The 19,127-nt window shown below is 64.1% G+C and carries 17 protein-coding genes and 2 tRNA genes; 10 read left to right on the forward strand and 9 right to left on the reverse strand.

The genetic code is table 11. The features are described 5' to 3' along the window. Positions 1–276 precede the first annotated feature (276 nt). Positions 277–1,782 carry a sigma-54 interaction domain-containing protein gene (locus PEP31012_RS16425; protein ID WP_150590381.1) on the forward strand — a complete coding sequence of 502 codons (1,506 nt, stop codon included), beginning with the start codon at positions 277–279 and terminating at the stop codon, positions 1,780–1,782. Positions 1,783–1,919: 137 nt separating this feature from the next. Here PEP31012_RS16425 and PEP31012_RS16430 read toward each other — a convergent pair whose 3' ends face one another. Beyond that, on the reverse strand, positions 1,920–3,098 hold the full coding sequence (locus tag PEP31012_RS16430; protein ID WP_150590382.1) for a porin: 1,179 nt from the start codon (positions 3,096–3,098) through the stop codon (positions 1,920–1,922). 74 nt (positions 3,099–3,172) lie between these two features. Next, entirely contained in the window at positions 3,173–5,062 is a 1,890-nt protein-coding gene (locus tag PEP31012_RS16435) for a bifunctional sugar phosphate isomerase/epimerase/4-hydroxyphenylpyruvate dioxygenase family protein (RefSeq protein WP_150590383.1), read from the reverse strand. A 321-nt stretch (positions 5,063–5,383) separates the two neighbouring features. Here PEP31012_RS16435 and aroQ point away from each other — a divergent pair, with 321 nt between their 5' ends. The 3 genes from aroQ to PEP31012_RS16450 are packed head-to-tail and all read left to right on the forward strand — an operon-like array spanning position 5,384 to position 8,098. After that, the gene (gene aroQ, locus PEP31012_RS16440) at positions 5,384–5,845 is read left to right on the forward strand and encodes a type II 3-dehydroquinate dehydratase (RefSeq protein ID WP_150590384.1); all 462 of its coding nucleotides are present in this window, start codon (positions 5,384–5,386) and stop codon (positions 5,843–5,845) included. A gap of 2 nt (positions 5,846–5,847) precedes the next feature. Beyond that, positions 5,848–6,723: a shikimate dehydrogenase gene (locus PEP31012_RS16445; protein WP_150590385.1), complete on the forward strand. Its 876-nt coding sequence runs from the start codon at positions 5,848–5,850 to the stop codon at positions 6,721–6,723. A gap of 22 nt (positions 6,724–6,745) precedes the next feature. Further along, positions 6,746–8,098 (forward strand): MFS transporter, encoded by a 1,353-nt coding sequence (locus PEP31012_RS16450; protein ID WP_246171338.1) that lies wholly within the window; start codon positions 6,746–6,748, stop codon positions 8,096–8,098. Positions 8,099–8,274: 176 nt separating this feature from the next. Here PEP31012_RS16450 and PEP31012_RS16455 read toward each other — a convergent pair whose 3' ends face one another. Beyond that, positions 8,275–8,955, reverse strand: coding sequence for a TetR/AcrR family transcriptional regulator (locus PEP31012_RS16455; RefSeq protein WP_150590386.1), 681 nt, complete (start codon positions 8,953–8,955; stop codon positions 8,275–8,277). 267 nt (positions 8,956–9,222) lie between these two features. Next, complete coding sequence (gene exaC, locus PEP31012_RS16460; protein ID WP_150590387.1) at positions 9,223–10,743, reverse strand: acetaldehyde dehydrogenase ExaC; 1,521 nt, start codon at positions 10,741–10,743, stop codon at positions 9,223–9,225. 294 nt (positions 10,744–11,037) lie between these two features. Between exaC and PEP31012_RS16465 the strand changes: the two genes are divergently transcribed. Further along, the gene (locus tag PEP31012_RS16465; RefSeq protein ID WP_150590388.1) at positions 11,038–12,942 is read left to right on the forward strand and encodes a sigma-54-dependent Fis family transcriptional regulator; all 1,905 of its coding nucleotides are present in this window, start codon (positions 11,038–11,040) and stop codon (positions 12,940–12,942) included. Between the two features lie 50 nt (positions 12,943–12,992). On the opposite strand, the gene PEP31012_RS16470 is transcribed toward PEP31012_RS16465, so the two are convergent. Continuing rightward, positions 12,993–13,457, reverse strand: a complete 465-nt coding sequence (locus PEP31012_RS16470; RefSeq protein WP_150590389.1) for a CreA family protein — start codon at positions 13,455–13,457, stop codon at positions 12,993–12,995. A gap of 192 nt (positions 13,458–13,649) precedes the next feature. Between PEP31012_RS16470 and PEP31012_RS16475 the strand changes: the two genes are divergently transcribed. The 4 genes from PEP31012_RS16475 to PEP31012_RS16490 all read left to right on the forward strand — a co-directional run bounded on the left by PEP31012_RS16475 (position 13,650) and on the right by PEP31012_RS16490 (position 14,956). Further along, positions 13,650–13,725 (forward strand) — tRNA-Ala (locus PEP31012_RS16475). A gap of 17 nt (positions 13,726–13,742) precedes the next feature. Beyond that, a tRNA-Glu gene (locus tag PEP31012_RS16480) sits at positions 13,743–13,818 on the forward strand. 264 nt (positions 13,819–14,082) lie between these two features. Next, positions 14,083–14,301 carry a hypothetical protein gene (locus PEP31012_RS16485; RefSeq protein ID WP_130027334.1) on the forward strand — a complete coding sequence of 73 codons (219 nt, stop codon included), beginning with the start codon at positions 14,083–14,085 and terminating at the stop codon, positions 14,299–14,301. 151 nt (positions 14,302–14,452) lie between these two features. Then, positions 14,453–14,956, forward strand: coding sequence for a M48 metallopeptidase family protein (locus PEP31012_RS16490; RefSeq protein WP_174978268.1), 504 nt, complete (start codon positions 14,453–14,455; stop codon positions 14,954–14,956). Positions 14,957–15,047: 91 nt separating this feature from the next. Here PEP31012_RS16490 and PEP31012_RS16495 read toward each other — a convergent pair whose 3' ends face one another. After that, entirely contained in the window at positions 15,048–15,602 is a 555-nt protein-coding gene (locus PEP31012_RS16495; protein ID WP_150590391.1) for an outer membrane lipoprotein, read from the reverse strand. A 315-nt stretch (positions 15,603–15,917) separates the two neighbouring features. Further along, positions 15,918–16,394: a CBS domain-containing protein gene (locus tag PEP31012_RS16500; protein WP_150590392.1), complete on the reverse strand. Its 477-nt coding sequence runs from the start codon at positions 16,392–16,394 to the stop codon at positions 15,918–15,920. 585 nt (positions 16,395–16,979) lie between these two features. On the opposite strand from PEP31012_RS16500, the gene infA reads away from it, so the two are divergent. Then, complete coding sequence (gene infA / locus PEP31012_RS16505) at positions 16,980–17,201, forward strand: translation initiation factor IF-1 (protein WP_017234638.1); 222 nt, start codon at positions 16,980–16,982, stop codon at positions 17,199–17,201. A 344-nt stretch (positions 17,202–17,545) separates the two neighbouring features. Here infA and PEP31012_RS16510 read toward each other — a convergent pair whose 3' ends face one another. Both PEP31012_RS16510 and PEP31012_RS16515 read right to left on the reverse strand, forming a co-directional pair. Next, complete coding sequence (locus tag PEP31012_RS16510) at positions 17,546–17,842, reverse strand: acylphosphatase (RefSeq protein WP_150590393.1); 297 nt, start codon at positions 17,840–17,842, stop codon at positions 17,546–17,548. 121 nt (positions 17,843–17,963) lie between these two features. Further along, positions 17,964–19,076, reverse strand: a complete 1,113-nt coding sequence (locus PEP31012_RS16515; protein WP_150590446.1) for a metallophosphoesterase — start codon at positions 19,074–19,076, stop codon at positions 17,964–17,966. Between the last annotated feature and the right edge of the window lie 51 nt (positions 19,077–19,127).

Raw genomic sequence — 19,127 nt, forward strand, 5'->3', positions numbered from 1 at the left:
AGCCGCTTAAGCAATAATCGCGCCTTCGTCGCTTAAGTCCTTGATCGGGAAGGACTCAGGTAAGTCACATCTCATGTTGCGCAAGGGATCGACCGATGCAGTGCGTTGAAATGGCGTTGGATTGTCTCGATTTTGAGACGGATGGTGACGATGGTTCGCCCAATCACGGCTGAAGATTGCCCACTATGACCGGCAAGAAGGCGTTCTCACGGATACAACCGGTGTCTCTATTTGTGGAATAATCGTCTCGAAATATGGACAAACGACGATTTCGAGATGAGTAAAATCAAAAAACCGGACACCTTGGTGGTCGGCAAGGAGCGTGGTTTGCTTTCCGATTACGGATTCGTTCGCAAGCAAGCCATGCAGTCGCTGTTCGAGACGTTGGACAATTCCAGCGAAGGCACCGTCGTCGTCGACAGCGACGCGCGGATTGTCTGGATCAATCGAAGTTACGCGGCTCGGTTCGGGTTCACCAATCCGGACGAAGTGATCGGACTCGATTGCGAAACCGTGATTCCCAATAGCCTGATGCGCGAAGTCGTGACGACGGGCAGGCCAATCCTGCTCGATATTCTCGAGACCGGGCAGGAGCCGCTGGTGGTCACGCGCCTTCCCATCCGCGACGCGCAGGGGGGAACCATTGGTGCAGTGGGGTTCGCACTGTTCGACGAACTGAGGGCGCTGACGCCGATGTTCAGCAAATACTCGCGACTGCAGTCGGAGCTCCTTGCGACTCGCCAATCGCTGGCGCAGGCGCGGCGGGCGAAGTACAGCTTTTCGAGTTTTGTCGGCACCAGTGCGGCAAGCCTGGAGACCAAGCGCCTCGGGCGTCGCGCCGCGCAGCTCGATTCGCCGGTGTTGCTGCTCGGGGAAACGGGGACCGGCAAGGAGTTGCTGGCCCATGCGATTCACGGCGAATCCGCGCGCGCGGACAAGCCGCTGGTCACGGTCAACGTCGCCGCAATTCCCGATGCACTGCTTGAAGTGGAGTTCTTCGGTGCGGCGGCCGGTGCCTATACCGGCGCGGACCGTAAAGGCCGAACCGGTAAGTTTGAGTTGGCGCACGGCGGAACGCTCTTCCTTGATGAAATCGGCGACATGCCGTTAGCGCTGCAAGGCAAACTGCTGCGGGTCTTGCAGGAGCGCGAATTCGAGCCGATAGGGTCGAACCGTGTCGTCCAGACGGATGTGCGCATCATCGCCGCCACGTCGGCGGATTTGCCGAACCTGGTCGCGCAAGGGAAGTTCCGGGCCGATCTGTACTATCGCCTCAACGTGTTGATGATTCGGGTTCCGCCGCTGCGCGAGCGTGCGTCGGATATCGAGGCCATGTCATACGCGATTCTGGACAAACTGAGTTCGCGACGCGATGCGGGGCATCTGGAGTTGAACGAAGACGCCATCGGGCGACTCAAGGCCTATCGCTGGCCGGGGAATGTCCGCGAACTGCACAACACGCTTGAGCGCGTGGCATTGCTCTCGGAGAGTGGGCGCATCGACGCGCGTTCGTTGGCTCGCTTCATTGGCGACGGCGTCGGCGCGCAAGGTGATGCCGACGGGGAAGCGGCTGACGCGGAGGCGGTCGTCGGTCAAACGAACGGCGAACCGGGCTCGGCTGAGGTGCCGCGATACGACGAGGCGATGAAGGCGTTCGAGCGTCAGTTGTTGATTGACGCGGTGCGTGCCGCGGGCGGGCGGGTCGCCGAGGCTGCCGCACGATTGGGTATCGGGCGCGCCACGCTGTACAAAAAGATGGCGCTCCTCGATATCGCCGCGTAGTCGATCTGACCCGGTAGCGGTCATTCGGCGGATCGGGTGCCGACGCGGGTTCATCGCACGGCAGCGCGCCAATCCCGCCGACATCGCTGCCGGCGGGGAGGCGGTTCCAACGTATCGCAGGGGACGTTGCGCTACGATCAGAAAATGACGGCCATGCCCAGCATGCCGACGAACTGGCCAGACGTGCTCGACCCGGTCAGGTTCTGCGAGTCGCCGACGGCCGGCGACGCGGCGATGATGTTCCCCGCCCCGTTCTTGCCCAGCGTCTGCCCGCTCGCGTGCTGGTAGGCCTGAAGCGCATACAGCACGGTGCGCTTCGACAGCCGGTAATACTCACGCAGCGAAAACTGATGATAACGCGCGCTGTCGGTCACGCCGTTCGCGCTCGTTGCGGCGGTGTACGAATAGCCGGCGCCGACATCGAAGGCCGGCGTGAGCTTGTACACGCCCAGCACGCCCACCGTATTGAAGATCGCCGAGTCGGCGAAGACCGAACGGCTGCCCGGCAGATATGTCACGTGCGAGACGTTCGCGCCAAGAACGAAGTTGCCGAACGAGTAGTTGCCCGCCGCCGCCCACTGCTCCAATGCCCGCGCGCTGACATATCCCTGGTTCAACACGGACGTGCCGAACGACCCCGTCGACGCACTGTCGAACCCGGTCGTCGTGGCCGCATTGTTCAGGCGCAAATACCCCGCACCGAGAGACACCGGCCCATTGTCGTAACGCAAGGCCGCGCTGATCGTGCTGCCCTTGCCCGTGCTGCCCGCCTGGCCGCCGAACGCATACATCACGCTGGCTTGCAGGCCCGCATACGTTGGCGTCGTGTAGACAATCGAGTTGTTGATGCGGATCGTCGTGTCGAGGCCGTCGATGTCGCCCGGATGCGCGCCGGTGGCGCCCGTCAGCAGGCTGCTGCCGGTGAGCGGTCCGACGAACTGGTAGTACGGGGTGTATTGACGACCGATCGTCGCCGTGCCGAACTTGTTGTCCTGCAGGCCGACGAATGCCTGGCGATTGAACAACTGACCGGCGCTCGCGGCTGCACCTGTATTCAGGTCGAAGCCGGCCTGCACGTCGAAAATCGCCGCAGTGCCGCCCCCCAGATCCTCGCGTCCGCGCAGGCCCCACTTCGACGCATAAAGATTGCCCTGCCGCAGATAGACGTTCGACGCGCCGTTCTGGTTGTTTACGTAGGTGATCGCGCTGTCGACCATCCCGTAAAGCGTGACGTTCGATTGCGCGGCGGCCGCGCCGGCAATCGTCATCCCGGCCGCGAGTGCGACCGCGCGCCTGCACAGACGTGCATTCCTCATGTGTGTCTCCTTCTTGGTGATTGACGTGGGTGGTGCTTGTTTTTCTGAAACTCGGTGATTGCGCGACGCCGCGCTCAGCTACGCAGTGCCGACTGCGCGGCCAGGCGCACGGACGCATTGGGCGCGCCGTAGCCGTCATAGCCGCCGCGCCGCTCGACCAATTCGAAGAAGAACCGGTGATCGACCTGCGCCGTATAGGCGTGCAGGAACTCGCCGCCGCTCGCATCGCGGTCGTACAGAATGTTGTGCTTGCGCAGGGTGTCGACGAACGCCTCGTTCAGGCCGAAGCGCGCGGCAATGTCGTTGTAATAGCTTTGCGGAATTCGCAGGATCGGCACGCCGTCGCCCTCCAGTCGACGAACTGCCAGGGTGATGTCGTCGGTACGGAACGCCACGTGGTTCAGCCCGGATCCCTTGTAGGCCGAAATCGTCTCCGAGTGGATCGTGCGCGGATCGACCGACGCGTTGAGCACGATGCGCACCGATCCGTCATGGCTGCGGATCGCCTGGCTCTGAATCTGCCCGTAAGGATCGTGCAAGACGACGCTGTGCTCCGCCTGGAATCCGAACACCGACCGGAAGAACAGCGCCCAACGTTCGAGCGAGCCGCCCGGCACCGACAGTGCCACGTGATCGACCGCGGTGATCGGCCCAGTCTGGGTCGGCCCGTCGATGTCCGTGAGGTGGAAGTCGGACTCGAACAGTGTCGGCGCGTTGGGCAACTCGTCGACGAGATAGAACAGACTCTGGTCCGGCGCGAGCACGGCGGGCACATTGCGCTCGTTCGGCCCTACGCGTCCTTCGAAGCGCGCGTAACCGACTTGCGACGCACGCGTCACGGTGTCGTTGGCGGACGGCACGCGAAAGGCCGATGCGCACAGCGATACGCCGTGGTGCATGAAGAACGCACTGGCGAACGAATCGGGCTCGGCGTTGAGGATGATGGAGGCGCGGCCATGCTGAAACAGCGTGACGTCCTTGGAACGATGACGGCCCATGCGCAGAAAGCCGAGCTTTTCGAGCCACGTCGTGAGCGTGACGCGTGCGTTTGCATCCACCGCGAATTCCAGGAACTGAAGGTCGATGGCCGCTGGTGCCGGGGGCAGGCTCGTGAGCGTGTCGAGTCCGCGCGCCGCCTTGTCGTCGACCAGCACATCGCGCACCTGGGATTCGAGAGAGCGCAGCGAGCGAATGCCATCCTTGGCGGTCGAGTCGGCCGGGGCGGCCCGGAAGCCGTCATTGAAAATCTCCAGCGACAACGGACCGCGATAGCCTGCGGCCAGCGCGGTGGCGACGAAGCGCGTCACGTCGAGATCGCCCTGGCCGGGGAAGCAGCGGTAATGGCGGCTCCATTCGAGGACGTCCATCTTGCGCAGCGGCGCATCGGCGACCTGCAGGAAGGCCAGCTTCTCGCCGGGGATCGACGCCAGCTCGGTGAGATCGTCGCCGATGGACAGGGTATGGAAGCTGTCGAGTCCGAGCCCGAGGTGCGGGCTGTTCACCGCCTTCACGTACTGCCACGCGTGGCGATACGAGTTGACATGCGCGCCCCAGGCGAGCGCCTCGTAGGCAATGACGACGCCGGCCTGACGGGCGAGTTCCGCGAGCGCGCCCAGCTGATCGATCGCCAGGCGATCGTCCCGAATCACGTTGGACGACACATTGCTGCACACCAGCATCGTGTCGACCCCGAGCGCGTGCATCACGTCGAACTTGCGCCGCGCCCGTTCGAGGTTCTGATCCAACTGGGCCGGTGAGACGCCTTCGAAGTCGCGAAACGGCTGATACAGATAGATCGCCAGCCCGAGATCGGTGGCCATCGAGCGCACCGTCTTGGGCGCACCGTCGAAGTACAGCAGATCGTTCTCGAACAGCTCGAAGCCGTCGAAGCCGGCGGAGGCAATGGCCGTCAGCTTGCTCGGAAGCATGCCCGACAGCGATACGGTGGCAATGGACGTCTTCATGCGAGGTGCGGTCCGATCGCCCCATGACGGGGCTGAAAGCTACGCGATTCGACGATCAATGAATGGTTATACAAACCAGTTAGATCACGCATAACTAAAAGTAATTCAAGTAGAACAACGGTTGTTGCGCAAATTATAGTAACTAACTAGATGGTTAAAATTATAGTTAACCCCAAATGACGCCCGACGTTTTTGTTCTCAGAATCGGTGGCCTGATGAGCGTGAATCGGTACTGTGTCGCCCGAATGGCGACCCGTTCCGAGTCTCCCCTGCGTACCGGAGGGTGTCGCGCCAGCAGGTAACGTGAAGAGGAGTGAAGGGATGTCGAATCGAACGAGGCCGTCGGTGTGGGTGCTGAACGGGCCGAATCTGAATTTGTTGGGAACGCGAGAGCCGACCATCTACGGCGCGGAGACGCTTGCCGATATCGAGGCGAAATGCCGTCGTGTGGGCGACGCACTGGGCGTGGACATTCGTTTCCATCAATCGAACGCCGAGCACCAGATCATCGACTGGATTCATCAGACGCGTGCCGAAGCGCACGGCATTGTGATCAACCCCGCGGCCTATACGCATACGTCAGTCGCCATTGGCGACGCGTTGCGCGCATGCGATTTGCCGGTCGTGGAGGTGCATCTCTCGAACGTGCACCAGCGCGAGGCGTTTCGCCATCATTCCTATGTGTCCGCCGTGGCGCGCTGCGTGATTTGCGGCGCGGGCTCCGACGGTTACGAGTATGGCCTGCGCTACCTGGCCAAGCTGCTGGGCGACGCGACGGAGTGAGTATGAAGAACGATCTGCGTGTCGAGCCGAAGTCGTGGCTCATCGGCCTCATCGGCGACGGCATCGGTGCCTCGATGTCCCCGGCCATGCATGAGGAGGAGGCGCGCCGCATGGGCGTGTCGTATGTTTATCGCCGTATCGATATGGCGGAACTCGGGCGCGGCGCTGCGGACCTGCCGGCCACGGTGAAGGCGCTGGAGGCGGCGGGCTACGACGGCTTCAACGTCACGTACCCGTACAAGCAGGCCATCATCGCGCAGCTCGACGAGCTGTCCGAGGATGCAAAAGCCCTCGGCGCCGTGAACACCGTGGTGCTGCGCGGTGGGCGTCGGATCGGCCACAACACCGACTGGTCCGGCTTCTACCGCGCATTCCGCGACGGCATGCCGGGCGACGTGGCGATGGCGCGCGTGGCGCTGATCGGCGCCGGGGGCGCGGGCTGCGCCGTCGGTCATGCCGCCATGAAGCTTGGTGCGCAGGAACTGCGCGTGTTCGATGTGGATGCCGCCAAGGCCAACCACCTCGCGCAGGATCTCGCGGGTCGCTTCCCGCAGGCGCGCGTGCTGGCCGTCACCAGCATTGCGCAGGCGCTGGACGCGGCCGACGGCGTGATCCACGCGACCCCCACCGGCATGACCAAGCTGCCGGGCATGCCGATTCCGGCAGCGTTACTGCGCGCCTCGATGTGGGTGGCCGACGTCGTGTATTTCCCGCTGGAAACCGAACTGATCCGTACCGCCCGATCGCTGGGCTGCCGCACGCTCAACGGCGGCGGCATGGCCGTGTTCCAGGCGGTGGATGCCTACCAGATATTTACGCGTATGGCACCGGATCCCGATCGCATGCTCAGCCACTTCCGAAGCCTGCTGTCGAGCTGATACCCTTTCCCAAGGAGGAGACATGTCTTACCCATCACAAGGCGCCGGATCTCACGGCGTAGAAGCACGAGCAAAGGGCGTCACGAACGTGGCGGCCGGTACGAAGCGAACCAACGCGCGCTACAAGATTCTCGCGCTGCTGGCGATCGGCACCATGATCAATTACCTCGATCGCACGGTGCTGGGCGTTGCCGCACCGCAGTTGACCAAGGAGCTGGGGCTGTCCGCCGCCGTCATGGGCATCGTGTTCTCGATGTTCTCGTGGAGTTATGTGCTCGCGCAGGTACCGGGCGGCATGTTCCTCGACCGCTTCGGCAGCAAGCTCACGTACTACCTGGCGATGACGCTCTGGTCGATCTGCACGCTCGCGCACGGTCTCGTCACCGGGTTGTCGGGGCTGATTGCCTGCCGGCTCGGGCTGGGGCTGGTCGAAGCGCCTTGCTTCCCGGTCAACAGCCGCGTCGTTGCCACGTGGTTTCCGCAGACCGAGCGCGCGATGGCGACCGGCACCTATACCGTTGGCGAATACATCGGCCTGGCGTTCTTCTCGCCGGTGCTCTTCGCGATCACAGGGGCCTTCGGCTGGCGCGTGCTGTTCATCACCGTCGGTGTGGCGGGGGTGTTGTTCGGGCTGGTGTGGTGGCGTTTCTACCGTGAACCGCAGGATCACCCGGGGGCCAACGCCGCCGAGCTGGCCTACATTCGCGGTGATGAAGCGGCCACCCCGGCGGCGGCCGTCGAGCGCCAGCCGTTCAGTTGGAAGACGGTCGGTCAGTTGATCCGTCGCCGCCAGTTGCTCGGCATCTGCATCGGCCAGTTCGCGGGCAACTCGACGCTGGTGTTCTTCCTCACCTGGTTCCCGACGTACCTCGCAACCGAGCGTCACATGGGCTGGCTCAAGATCGGCTTCTTCGCGATCCTGCCGTTTATCGCGGCATCGATCGGGGTGATGTTCGGCGGGTCGCTGTCTGATTGGTTGCTGCGTCGTGGCCTCTCGGCCAACGTGGCTCGCAAGCTGCCGATCATCGCAGGGTTGCTGGGCGCGTCGAGCATCGTGGCGGCGAACTATGTCGATAACAATGCCGTTGTCATCGCGATCCTGTCGGTGGCGTTCTTCGCGCAGGGCATGGCGGCGCTGGGCTGGACGCTGGTCTCGGACATCGCGCCGAAGCACCTGCTGGGCCTGACGGGCGGCATCTTCAACTTCGCGGCGAACCTCGCCGGTATCGTGACGCCGCTCGTAATCGGCTTCATCGTCGCCGCGACCGGCTCGTTCGTCTGGGCGCTCACGCTCATCGGCGCCATCGCGATCATCGGCGCGCTGTCCTACATCTTCGTGGTGGGGGACATCAAGCGGATCGACCTGGCAAGCTGATCGACGTCGCACGTCAATGGAAACGCCCCGGCACGCCGTCAAGGCGTCCGGGGCGTGTCGCATGCGCTCGACAACGGATCGAATCGAGCGATTGTGCGATTAACGATGTGTGATTGGCGCGATGGGGGCGAATGATGCAAGTGGTGCGAGCCGCAGTGCGCGCGCGATAGCGACGCTCAGGCGGCCACGTAACGCTTCACGACGTCGACGAGCGTGTCGCGATGCTGCGTGCGCAGGCGCGCGTGAGACGGATCGCGCCCGAAGGCCGCCGCCCAGGTGTAGCGGTTCGAAATGCGATGGAAGCAGAACGAGCTGATGATGAGGTGCAGGTCGACCGCGTCGATGCCCGCGCGAAACTCGCCGGACGCCGTGCCGCGTGCGAGCAACGACTCCAGCGTGTTGATGATGGTGGCGTTGCGGTTCTTGAACGTCTTGAGTTGCTCGACGTACTTCGCCTGATGAATGTTTTCGATGGCCACGAGGCGTACGAAGTCGCGATGCTTGTCGTGATAATCGAACGCGAACTCGACCAGCGTGCGCATGCCCTCGGCGGGATCCATGGCGTCGACATTCAGCGCCTGCTCGAGTACGCGGATGTCGCTATACACCTTCTCGAGCACGGCTTCATACAGCTTCTCCTTGCTCTCGAAGTAGTAATAGATCATGCGCTTGGTCGTGTGCGTGCGCTCGGCGATCGCATCGACTCGCGCGCCCGACAGACCCATCGTGGAAAACTCGTGCGTCGCGATATCCAGAATGTTCTGCTTGGTCTGTTCGGCGTCGTACTTGCGCCGGCCGTCGGCGGCGGGCGCCGCCGCGACAGACCCCGGACTCTCAGATTTCACCGCGCGCTTCATAGCTATTGGCTGGCAACGAAAATGAGAATGTTAGCACGCAACAATCTCGGCCAACGCCCCGTGTTGCCAGCGCCGTCGATGCCCGCAATCCCTTGAGCGCCCGGCGCCGCGGCGCTCGGGTCCCGGCCTGTTCCGCCGGTTCGTCACATGGCGCGCGGGGCAGCGCGCCATGCGTCGCACATCGCGCTCGCCGCCGTGACCCGATGCGTCTCGACCGGCAGTCACGTCGGCGGCGAATCGCGTGATCCGCGCGATTCGCGGGATGGCTCAGAAGAAGCCGAGCGGATTGACGTCGTAGCTCACCAGCAGATTCTTCGTTTGCTGATAGTGATCGAGCATCATCTTGTGCGTCTCGCGGCCGATGCCGGACTTCTTGTACCCGCCGAAGGCGGCGTGCGCCGGATAGAGGTGGTAGCAGTTGGTCCACACGCGTCCGGCCTGAATGCCGCGGCCCATGCGATACGCGCGATTGATGTCGCGTGTCCAGACCCCGGCGCCCAACCCGAACTCGGTGTCGTTCGCGATCGCCAATGCCTGCGCTTCGTCCCGGAACGTGGTCACGCCAACGACCGGGCCGAAGATCTCTTCCTGGAACACACGCATGCGGTTGTCGCCCTTGAGCAGCGTCGGCTGGATGTAGAAGCCCGACGCCAGCGGACCGCCCAGCACTTCGATGCCCCCGCCCGTCAACACCTGTGCGCCTTCCTTGCGGGCGAGATCGAGATACGTGAGGATCTTGTCGTACTGCTGCTGCGACGCCTGTGCGCCGACGGCCGTGTCGGTGTCGAGCGGGTCGCCGCGCTTGATGCGTGCGACGCGCGCCATCACCACTTCCATGAAGGGCTCGTAGATCGATTCCTGCACGAGCGCGCGCGACGGACACGTGCAGACCTCGCCCTGATTCAGGAAGCCCAGCACCAGACCTTCGGCCGCCTTCTCGATGAACGCCGGCTCGCCGTGCATGATGTCGTCGAAGAAGATGTTCGGGGACTTGCCACCCAACTCGACCGTGCTCGGAATCAGGTTGGCTGCCGCCATCGACAGAATGTGGCCGCCGACCGGCGTCGACCCGGTGAAGGCGATTTTCGCGATGCGACGGCTCGTCGCCAGCGCTTCGCCCGCTTCCTTGCCGAACCCCTGCACGATGTTGAGCACGCCGGGCGGCAGCAGATCGCCGACCAGCTCGGCGAACAGCGTGATCGAGAGCGGCGTCTGCTCGGCGGGCTTGAGCACCACGCAATTCCCCGCCGCGAGGGCCGGGGCGAGCTTCCAGGCCGCCATCAACAGCGGGAAATTCCACGGAATGATCTGACCGACGACGCCCAGCGGCTCATGGAAGTGATACGCAGCCGTATGCTCGTCGATCTCGGCCGCCGTGCCCTCCTGCGCGCGAATGCAACCGGCGAAGTAGCGGAAGTGATCGATGGCCAGCGGCAGATCCGCCGCGAGCGTCTCGCGCACCGGCTTGCCGTTGTCCCAAGTCTCCGCCACGGCGAATCGTTCGAGGTGCGCTTCGAGCCGGTCGGCTATCTGCAACAGAATGCGCGAGCGCGCTTGCACCGACGTCTTGCCCCACTTGGGCGCCGCCGCGTGTGCCGCATCGAGCGCGAGCTCGATATCTGCGCTGTTGGAGCGTGGGAACTCTCCGATAACACCGCCGGTGACGGGGGACGTGTTGGTGAAGTAACGGCCTTCGACGGGCGGGACGAACTTGCCGCCGATGTAGTTCTCGTAACGCGTCTGCAAAGACAGCAGGGCACCGGGAGTGCCGGGCGGGGCGTATTGCATGGTGTGTCTCCGGATATTGTCGTGTCGGTGGCAAGGTGGCCACACGGGGGCAATAAGCAAGTCGCGGGCCACCTGGGGCCGCTCACCAATCCACGGGGCTGACCTGCGCGCGGCAAAGGGCAGGGTGTGCCGAATCCGAGACACGTGTGTCTCGCGCCGTGACACAGGTGTCTCGCCCTCATGACAGACAATCGCTGGATGTCCGCCCATTGACATACCGCATTGCAAACACCCCCGGCATGGGACATGCTTCGGGAATGACTGCGAGATCATCCGGCACGGGGGAGACGACCAATGCCAGCCAAGACAGAGTCCGCGCACGCGCGCCGTGTGCTGGACGTCGTACAGGGTCATGTGACGTCCTTCGCGACGGCGACCGACCCGAACATCGCCAATTCATGGCGTCGATGTCTCGACACCTACGCGCTCGACCCGGGGGCGCGCATGACGCCGCGCGTGTTGGCGTCGACGCAATTGCGCGAGCGACGCAGCGCGATGGAGCGGCTGTGCCATGTATCCATGCCGGTGCTCGAGCGTCTGCAGCGTCAGTTGATGAATCCGGGGCAGGCGGTGCTGCTGACGGCCCCGGACGGCGTGATCGTCGACGCCCGGCTGCATGACGGCACGCGCGACGACTTCCACCGCGCAGGCCTGTGGCCGGGGGCCGACTGGAGCGAGTCGTGCGAAGGTACCAACGGCATCGGCACCTGCGTGGTCGAGCGTGCGCCCGTCATCATCTGCCAGCAGGATCATTTCCGTGCGCTGCACACGCCGCTCACCTGCACGGCGAGTCCCGTCTTCGCCCCGCAAGGCGAGTTGCTTGCCGTCATCGACGTCTCGACGACGAGCACCGACGTGACGCGGCAAAGCCAGTTCCACACGCTCGCGCTCGTGAATCTGTCGGCCAAGGTCGTGGAGCGCGACTACTTCTTCCAGCACTACCGCGACGAGTGGCTGCTGCAGTTGCAGGAGCCGGCCGATCACTTGGGCGACTTCGCGCAGGCGCTGATTGCCTTCGACGACGCCGGCCGTATCCTCGCCGCGAATCAGAGCGCACTCAATCGACTGGGCGTGGCACGCGACGCGCTGGTAGGCACGCGCGTGGATCGATGGTTTGCGCAAACGCTCGACGCGATGCTCGCGCAAGCGCATCCGACGCCGAGCGCTTACTGGCCGATCCGCACGCAGATGGGCGAGGCGCTGGTGGCGATGGTGCGCTCGCCGTTGCGCGCGGTGCGCCGGGTGACGCGTTCGGCAAGCGCGCCCGCAGAAGTGTCGACCGAGCCGTTTGCCGACGCGGTGTTGGCGCGTGAGTTTTCGCGTGCGTGCCGCGTCTTCGCTCACGACGTTCCGGTGCTGATTCGCGGGGAGACCGGCAGTGGCAAGGAAGTCTTCGCGCGCGCCGTGCATGCGGCGAGTGCGCGGGCCAGCGGCCCGTTCGTGGCGCTCAATTGTGCGGCGATTCCCGAATCGCTGATCGAAAGCGAGCTGTTCGGCTATGTGGGCGGCAGCTTCACCGGGGCGCGCAAAGAGGGGATGGCCGGCAAGCTATGGCAGGCCAACGGCGGCACGCTGTTTCTCGATGAAATCGGCGATATGCCGTTCGCCATGCAAACCCGTTTGCTGCGTGTACTCGAAGATCGTCGAGTGTCGCCACTGGGCGGCGGCGAGCCGGTGCCGCTCGATATTCGGGTGCTCAGCGCCACGCACCGCGATCTGTCCGAGCGGATTGCCGAGCGACAGTTCCGTGAGGACCTTTTCTATCGGTTGAGCGGCCTCGAAGTCTGCGTGCCGCCGCTGCGCGAGCGCGACGACAGACGCGACGTGATGCAGACGCTGCTGGCGCAGGCGTGCCCGCAAGACCCGATCCGTGTGACGGACGCGGCGCGCGATCGCTTGTGCGCTTACCCGTGGCCCGGCAACGTGCGCCAGATGCGCAGCGTCATCCGGACGCTGGTCGCGCTTAGCGAGCGTGGCGTCATCACGCTCGACGACCTGCCGGACGCATTGCGCGACGCGCCCGGGCGCCCGTCGGTGGATCGACCTGAGGAGGCGCCCCTGGAGGCAGCGGAGCGTCAAGCATTGCGCACGACGCTGGACGCCTGCCAGGGACAGGTCAGCGCCGCGGCGCGCAAGCTCGGCGTGAGCCGCAATACGCTTTATCGGAAGTTGAAGCGATTCGGCCTGCTGCGCGGGTAGTGCTGGTTGTGCTGTTCGCGCCACTCGCGCTGCCGCCTCGTCGGGATCGGTTACTTCACCGGAATCGGCGTGGCTCGATCCACGGGGACGGCGGTCACGCTGTTCTGCGGCGAGCCGTCGATGAGTTTATCGGAGTAAGTGAGGTAGACGAGTGTGTTGCGCGTTTTGTCGACCATGCGCACGATGCGCAGCTTCTTGAAGAGGGGAGACAGGCCTTCCGAGAAGACTTCTTCCCTCTTCGGCAGCGGCGCCTCGAACGACACTGGCCCGATCGCCCGACAGGCAATCGAGGCTTCCGCCTTGTCTTCCGCAAGCCCGACCAGCCCCTTCAGGCCGCCGGTTTTCGCACGCGACACGTAGCAGGTCACCCCCTGCACCTTCGGGTCGTCGTAGGCATCGACAACAATCTTGTGATCCGGTCCCACGAGCTTGAATGCGGTGTCAACGTCGCCGATCTTCTCGGCATGCGCCCAACTCGTGGCGATCATCAGCGCCAGGGCGGCGGCTTTCTTCATGAGGATGTCTTCCGTCAGGAGTCTACGGCGGTTGCGACCGCATCCGCCACGCGTCGCCCAGGGCGGGCGCCATGCGGGCGATTCTACCTGCGTCGCGCGAACGTCTTCCGTATCCGCCGAAGACGCTCGCCACGCGCGGGACGACCAGTTGCCCGCCGAGATCAAATGCGCTATAGTCACGCCTCTTCGCGCGGGGGTATAGCTCAGCTGGGAGAGCGCTTGCATGGCATGCAAGAGGTCAGCGGTTCGATCCCGCTTACCTCCACCAAACGAATGACGGTTTCCGTCCCCTTCGTCTAGAGGCCTAGGACATCACCCTTTCACGGTGAGTACAGGGGTTCGAATCCCCTAGGGGACGCCACTCAAGGCGGCGGTGTGACTTCGTTACATCGACGCCGGCCGGCGTCAGATTCGGCAAATCGCACAAGGAAGCCGGATGTCTTTCACGACATCCGGCTTTTTGCGTTTACGGCCGGACTGTCGGCCCGGCGGCGAGATGACGGCATGCGCAGCCGTGTGCGGCAGGCCTCAGCCGTCGCCCGGTGTCAGCGGGCCGGCGGGCGTTGCCGGTACAATGACGTCCTTGCGCGCGCCATGTCGACGTGCGCGCCGTCTTGAATTCCTCATGAGCAAACCCGCCCTCACTCTCAAGTTCAAGTGCACGAAGTGCGCCAAGCCGGTCACGCTGTATCTGCAAAAGACGACCGCGTGTTCGCACATCACGCCGTATCAGGGCTGGTGCAAGTGCGGTCAGTTGATGCGTCACGCCACGGGCGACAAAAGCGCCGTGGCGTCGTTCGTCGACTCGATGGACCCGCTGTGGTCGCATCACCACCACCATTGAGCGCAGTGCTCGCGCGGGCTGCGTGGACTTGCGTGTGCGCGCCGTTCGTCCAGGGATTCGCCGTGCGGGCCGATGAGGTGGCGCGGTTCGGCCGCGTGAGTCATCGATGACCGCCGTGCTTACGCCGTGGCGTCCCGCGCCGAAGGATCCGATGCGCTTCATCGCCGTCTATCCGGCGGGCGTGCTTGCGCAAGTGCGCGAACTGGTCGAGACGGGCCAACTGGCCGCGCATCTCGACCGACGCTATCCCGCGCGCCACACCGTGCAGACGGATCGCGCGCTGTATGAATTCACGGCGCAGATCAAGCAGGACTGCCTGCGCAGCGCCCCACCCATCCACAAGGTGGCTTACGACGCCAAAATCGATGTCGTGCATCACGCGCTGGGGCTGCACACGGCCATCTCGCGGGTGCAGGGCGGCAAGCTCAAGGCCAAGAAGGAGATTCGGGTCGCCTCGTTGTTTCGCGACGCCCCGCCTGAGTTTCTGCGCATGATCGTCGTGCACGAACTCGCGCACCTCAAGGAAAGCGACCACAACAAGGCGTTCTACCGCCTGTGCGAGTTCATGGAGCCTCGGTACCATCAACTCGAATTCGACACGCGGCTGTTTCTCGTGCGACGTGAGATCGAGATGGCTTCGCGGGCTACCGAATGAGCGCCGCGAGCCAGCCAATCGACAACGCCCGCCGGCATGACACCGGCGGGCGTTGTGTTTGGGGGCTGGGGTGCTTGCGACTTGCCTGCGATCAGTACGGATACACCGTATCGTTCGCGACGGCGGCCCGCTGGCCCTGCTGAACGCGCAGCGGCGGCGCTTGCGTGACTGTCGCCACGCGACCGTCGTCCAGGCGTACGGTGATGCGGTACAGCACGTTCGGCTGCCCCATATTGTTCTCGATGCGATTGCCCGCGATGGCGCCGATCAAGGCACCGCCAATGGTCGTGGCCGTGCGCCCGCGCCCGCCGCCCATCGTGTTGCCGAGCAGGCCGCCCGCTGCGCCGCCAAGCACCGTGCCGAGAATGTTCGGGCTGTTATTGGCGCCGTTCATCTGCTCGATCGATTCGACGCGGCCATACAGCGCCCCCGGAATCTGCTGCTGCTGCGGTTGCTGATACCCCTGTTGGTAGCCCGGCTGCTGCTGATAGCCTGGTTGATACCCCGGCTGTTGGTAGCCCTGCTGGTATCCCCCTTGTTGGTAGCCCTGTTGCTGATACCCGTACTGCGGGCCCGGTGCAACGCAACCGGCCAGCATAAGAGCGGCCAGTGCCGCGCTGATTCCCGTAAGTGTCTTGATGTTCATTTTGGTTCGTCCTCGTGAGCGTGAGGTAAATGCGTCATCACCGAAGTCCGCGGTGACATGGCGCACCCTGTGGTGAGTCTATTGCGACCACGACGCGGAATGTAGGGTTCCGCAGACCTTTATGCTGTAAGAAAAGGTAAGCGTTTGTAATGACTTCATGCCCCGCGATGGCGCAGAGCGATGCAGAGGACAGGGACATTGTCTCGCTTAACGGAGGGCGTGCCCAAAAAAACAGCGCCTCGGATGAGGCGCCGTATCCCTGATTGCGCTGCCGCAGGGCGGGGAGATACCGAGGTGCCGGCCGTGGGCGCCGGCTCAGCTCGGCCGCGATGGTGTGCGGCCCGCCATTGCGGCGCCTCCCCCCATGATGTAATTCTCCAGTTGGTCGATGGTGAACTGCTGTTCCGTGATGATGGCCTTGACCAGGTCGCCGATGGAAAGCAGGCCGACCAGCTCGCCGTCTTTCATGACAGGCAGGTGACGGATGCGATGTTCCGTCATCAGCGACATGCACTCTTCGTTGGTCTGCTCGGGGCTGACGTAACGTACCGCCGAGGTCATGACGTCACGCACCGGCGTATTGACCGAGGTGCGCCCCATGAGGGCGACCTTGCGGGCGTAATCGCGCTCGGTAAAGATGCCGACAATCGTTCGGCCGTCTTCGCTGACCAGCACCGCGCCGATGCGTGCCTCGGCCATCAGGGTCAAGGCATCGAGTACCGAATCGGACGGGCGCACCTTGTACACCGTGTCGACCGATTTCGCCTTCAGGATCTGAGCGACTGTTTTCATGGTCATCCTCATGCGGGCTGCGGGTACTTACAGCATAGTTGAGGGCGCGCCGCGCGTCATGCTCGCGTTGTCCCCGAGTCAATCCGGCCGCGGTAGACCCGCGCGGGCGCTACAGTCGGTCTCCTTTGGTGCGCTGCGCCACAAATGCGCGGCCCAAGCCCCCCGATTGCGGCCCCAATGCCATTTTTTTCCCACGAGCAACGCAGAAAGGCGTATCCTAGCGGGATCGGCGAAAATTCGCCGATCATCGCCTGACGATCACGAAAAGCTTTATCGGCGTCGCTGACAGCCATGTCCTGCGAGCCGAATCACTCGCTGTGCCGATGACGCAGACCCTGCGGTCTTCGTCCTCCCGACACGCACTGCTCGTCATTGTGGCACTGCCGCAATGTGCCTTGCTCCTTCGAACCATCGCCGCGTTTCGGTGCGTCGCCATGCTGTCATGGCCGATCCACCGGGTAGGCTCCTTTTGGCGTTCGATGTGCACCCGGTCGTACCCAGGGTGCGGCGACGGTATTGGCGAACGAACCTTCAGTAACATCGGTGCTAAGCTTTGATGAGTGGCACCCTCAAGAGGACACGATATTGGCCAAGGAAGAACTGATCGAATTCAGCGGACACGTTTCGGACGTATTGCCGGACAATCGCTTTCGCGTCACGCTCGAGAACGGCGTGGTGGTGATGGCGTATGCGAGCGGCCGTATGCAGAAGAACCGCATCCGCATTCTCGCGGGTGACCGCGTGACGCTGGAGATGTCGCCCTATGACCTGAGCAAGGGCCGCATCAACTACCGTCACAAGAATTAAGTCAGCGAAAACGTCTGGCTTTTGCGCGTCGGCGGCATCGCCCTGACGCGCACGGAAGCGATGTGCGGCGACCCGGCGGTTGGTCGCTGCCCGTCACTTCGGCATTCCTCCCGAATCGTCGCCCGACGATTTTCCCGACGATTTTCCCGAATTACCCCTCCCCGCGTTTTTATCCGGCTTGTTCCCAGGCGTGTCCCCCCTATGGCTCGCAGGACATGCTGCATGAGCGCCGGCCATTCGCGCATGCCCGACGTCAGCGCTGAGCGACGACGTGCTGAGTGGCGTCGTCGAGTTTGCGGCGTGCCGGGTGTGGCCGAAGCTGGCGGGGCGCGGGATTGGCGTTCTCAGAGCTGTTCGAAACGGTCGAAGCGGCGGCCCGTGTATTCCACTTCGCTTTCGAATGCCGTCACGCGTGCACCGGGCGGCCCGTGCCGCATCCATTCGAGCATCTTGTCGACCTGATCGGGCGTGCCTTGCACCATCGCCAGGATGTCGCCCTCGGGCAGCGCCTGCACCCAACCGCGCACGCCGATCAGATGCCCCTCGCGCACGGCCGCCTGACGATACCCCACGCCCTGAAGCTTTCCGCGCAAACGCACGGCAACGGTTTCGAGCGAGGAACTGGGCGAGAGTGACTTCATGGCAGCGAGCAGCGGAGAAACGGCGACAAGGATTCGAAAGACGGGCCTTCCAGGAACGGGCGATTGTAGCGCCATCGTCCGACGGTTGCCCGCCCCGTTGCCAGTCGGCGCACCGGTGCGCTCAGGCCTCGCCCACCACGAGCCGCAGGCGCGTGATCTCAGACGGTGCTCCGAAGCGCTTGGGCGGTCCCCAGTAGCCCGTGCCCCGGCTGACATAGATTGCCAGACGACCCAGCCGGTGCAGCCCATGCACGTATGGCTGTTGCAGCGGCACGAAGTACATCCACGGCCAGAACTGCCCGCCGTGCGTGTGTCCCGAGAGTTGCAGATCGAAGCCGGCGTCGTGCGCCGCCGGGGCGCTGCGCGGCTGGTGCGCGAGCAACACGCGTGGCACGCCCTCGGGGGCCCCGGCCACGGCCGCGACCGGGTCACTCGACTTTTCCGGGTCGAAATGGTGCGCCGTGAAGTCGGTCACGCCCGCCACCGTCAGCGATGCGCCTTCGTGAGTGAGCACCACATGCTCGTTCTCGAGCACCGTCAGGCCGATGCGCCGCAACTCGTCGACCCATGCCGGCGCGCCCGAGTAGTACTCGTGGTTGCCGGTGCACACGTAGGTGCCGTGGCGCGACGTGAGCTGTGCGAGCGGTGCGATGTGCTCGCGCAAGGCGGGCACGCCGCCGTCGACCAGATCGCCGGTAATGGCGATGAGGTCGGGCGATAGCTCGTTGGTGGCCTCGACGATGGCTTCGATATAGCTGCGGCGAATCGTCGAACTCACGTGAATGTCGCTTAGCTGCACGATCGTGAACCCATGCAGTTCGGGTGGCAGGTTGGCGATGGGAACGTCGACGTGGACCACGCGCGCGAGGCGTCGCGCATTGTAGAAGCCCAGCAGGGTAGCCACGGCGGTGAGCATCAGCACGATGACCGCCGAGCGGATGACGAGTTGGGCGTCGAGCGCCGAAATGAGCATCGCCACGCCGAGCACGATGTCGCGCAACACTGTGAGGACGAACAGCGTCGAGAAGATGCCGATGGCCGTCATGCCGGTCCAGGTCAGCAGGGTGGCCAGGGGCTCGCGCTGGATCGCGCGGCTCATCAGGCCCAGCGGGATCAGCGCGGTCGAGGCGAGGAGCCACAGCCCGCCCAGCACTTTCCAGCCGACGGCCAACGGCAGCGGCGTAAGCAAGCGCCAGCCGATGTAGGCATGCAGCAGCGCGATGATGGCGAGCATCAACCCGCGCGGGCGCGCGGGCAGCGTGCGTCGTGGCGACTTGCCGTGTGC

It is taken from the genome of Pandoraea eparura (assembly GCF_902459725.1).
Classification (GTDB): Bacteria; Pseudomonadota; Gammaproteobacteria; order Burkholderiales; family Burkholderiaceae; genus Pandoraea; species Pandoraea eparura.

Excerpts from the sequence above, each read along its gene's own strand:
- PEP31012_RS16425 (WP_150590381.1), top strand. The coding sequence starts at position 277 with ATGAGTAAAATCAAAAAACCGGACACCTTGGTGGTCGGCAAGGAGCGT.
- PEP31012_RS16430 (WP_150590382.1), bottom strand. The coding sequence starts at position 3,098 with ATGAGGAATGCACGTCTGTGCAGGCGCGCGGTCGCACTCGCGGCCGGG.
- PEP31012_RS16435 (WP_150590383.1), bottom strand. The coding sequence starts at position 5,062 with ATGAAGACGTCCATTGCCACCGTATCGCTGTCGGGCATGCTTCCGAGC.
- aroQ (WP_150590384.1), top strand. The coding sequence starts at position 5,384 with ATGTCGAATCGAACGAGGCCGTCGGTGTGGGTGCTGAACGGGCCGAAT.
- PEP31012_RS16445 (WP_150590385.1), top strand. The coding sequence starts at position 5,848 with ATGAAGAACGATCTGCGTGTCGAGCCGAAGTCGTGGCTCATCGGCCTC.
- PEP31012_RS16450 (WP_246171338.1), top strand. The coding sequence starts at position 6,746 with ATGTCTTACCCATCACAAGGCGCCGGATCTCACGGCGTAGAAGCACGA.
- PEP31012_RS16455 (WP_150590386.1), bottom strand. The coding sequence starts at position 8,955 with ATGAAGCGCGCGGTGAAATCTGAGAGTCCGGGGTCTGTCGCGGCGGCG.
- exaC (WP_150590387.1), bottom strand. The coding sequence starts at position 10,743 with ATGCAATACGCCCCGCCCGGCACTCCCGGTGCCCTGCTGTCTTTGCAG.
- PEP31012_RS16465 (WP_150590388.1), top strand. The coding sequence starts at position 11,038 with ATGCCAGCCAAGACAGAGTCCGCGCACGCGCGCCGTGTGCTGGACGTC.
- PEP31012_RS16470 (WP_150590389.1), bottom strand. The coding sequence starts at position 13,457 with ATGAAGAAAGCCGCCGCCCTGGCGCTGATGATCGCCACGAGTTGGGCG.
- PEP31012_RS16485 (WP_130027334.1), top strand. The coding sequence starts at position 14,083 with ATGAGCAAACCCGCCCTCACTCTCAAGTTCAAGTGCACGAAGTGCGCC.
- PEP31012_RS16490 (WP_174978268.1), top strand. The coding sequence starts at position 14,453 with ATGCGCTTCATCGCCGTCTATCCGGCGGGCGTGCTTGCGCAAGTGCGC.
- PEP31012_RS16495 (WP_150590391.1), bottom strand. The coding sequence starts at position 15,602 with ATGAACATCAAGACACTTACGGGAATCAGCGCGGCACTGGCCGCTCTT.
- PEP31012_RS16500 (WP_150590392.1), bottom strand. The coding sequence starts at position 16,394 with ATGAAAACAGTCGCTCAGATCCTGAAGGCGAAATCGGTCGACACGGTG.
- PEP31012_RS16510 (WP_150590393.1), bottom strand. The coding sequence starts at position 17,842 with ATGAAGTCACTCTCGCCCAGTTCCTCGCTCGAAACCGTTGCCGTGCGT.
- PEP31012_RS16515 (WP_150590446.1), bottom strand. The coding sequence starts at position 19,076 with ATGCTCGCCATCATCGCGCTGCTGCATGCCTACATCGGCTGGCGCTTG.